The sequence below is a fragment of the Pseudoalteromonas sp. SIMBA_162 genome, assembly GCF_046535955.1.
Taxonomy (GTDB): domain Bacteria; phylum Pseudomonadota; class Gammaproteobacteria; order Enterobacterales; family Alteromonadaceae; genus Pseudoalteromonas; species Pseudoalteromonas marina.
Map to the genome: position 1 here is coordinate 1 of NZ_JAWJBQ010001355.1, position 230 is coordinate 230.

1 protein-coding gene is annotated in these 230 nt (G+C 45.2%); it reads right to left on the minus strand.

Features of this window, described 5'->3' with window-relative positions:
* Positions 1-9: 9 nt before the first annotated feature.
* The coding region (locus R0J88_RS24045) for a tetratricopeptide repeat protein (protein ID WP_410901464.1) at positions 10-230 on the minus strand (221 nt) is incomplete at its 5' end.

Genomic DNA, 230 nt, shown 5'->3' on the forward strand with positions numbered 1-230 from the left:
CTGCAAGAGTTAGTGAGCTAACGCTTCTTTGTAAGCGTTAGCCGCTAGCTGACTATCACCAAGAGCGTGATAGGCGTTGCCCAATAAGCGGTATACGTGGCTGCTGGGTTCAATTTCTGCTAACTTTTTCAAAGCACGTTGCGCTAACGAAAAGTCCTGATTATCCATAGCGATTTGTGCAAGAGCGTAAAGGTAATCTCTATTTTCCGGGTTTTGCTTCAACTGAGCTT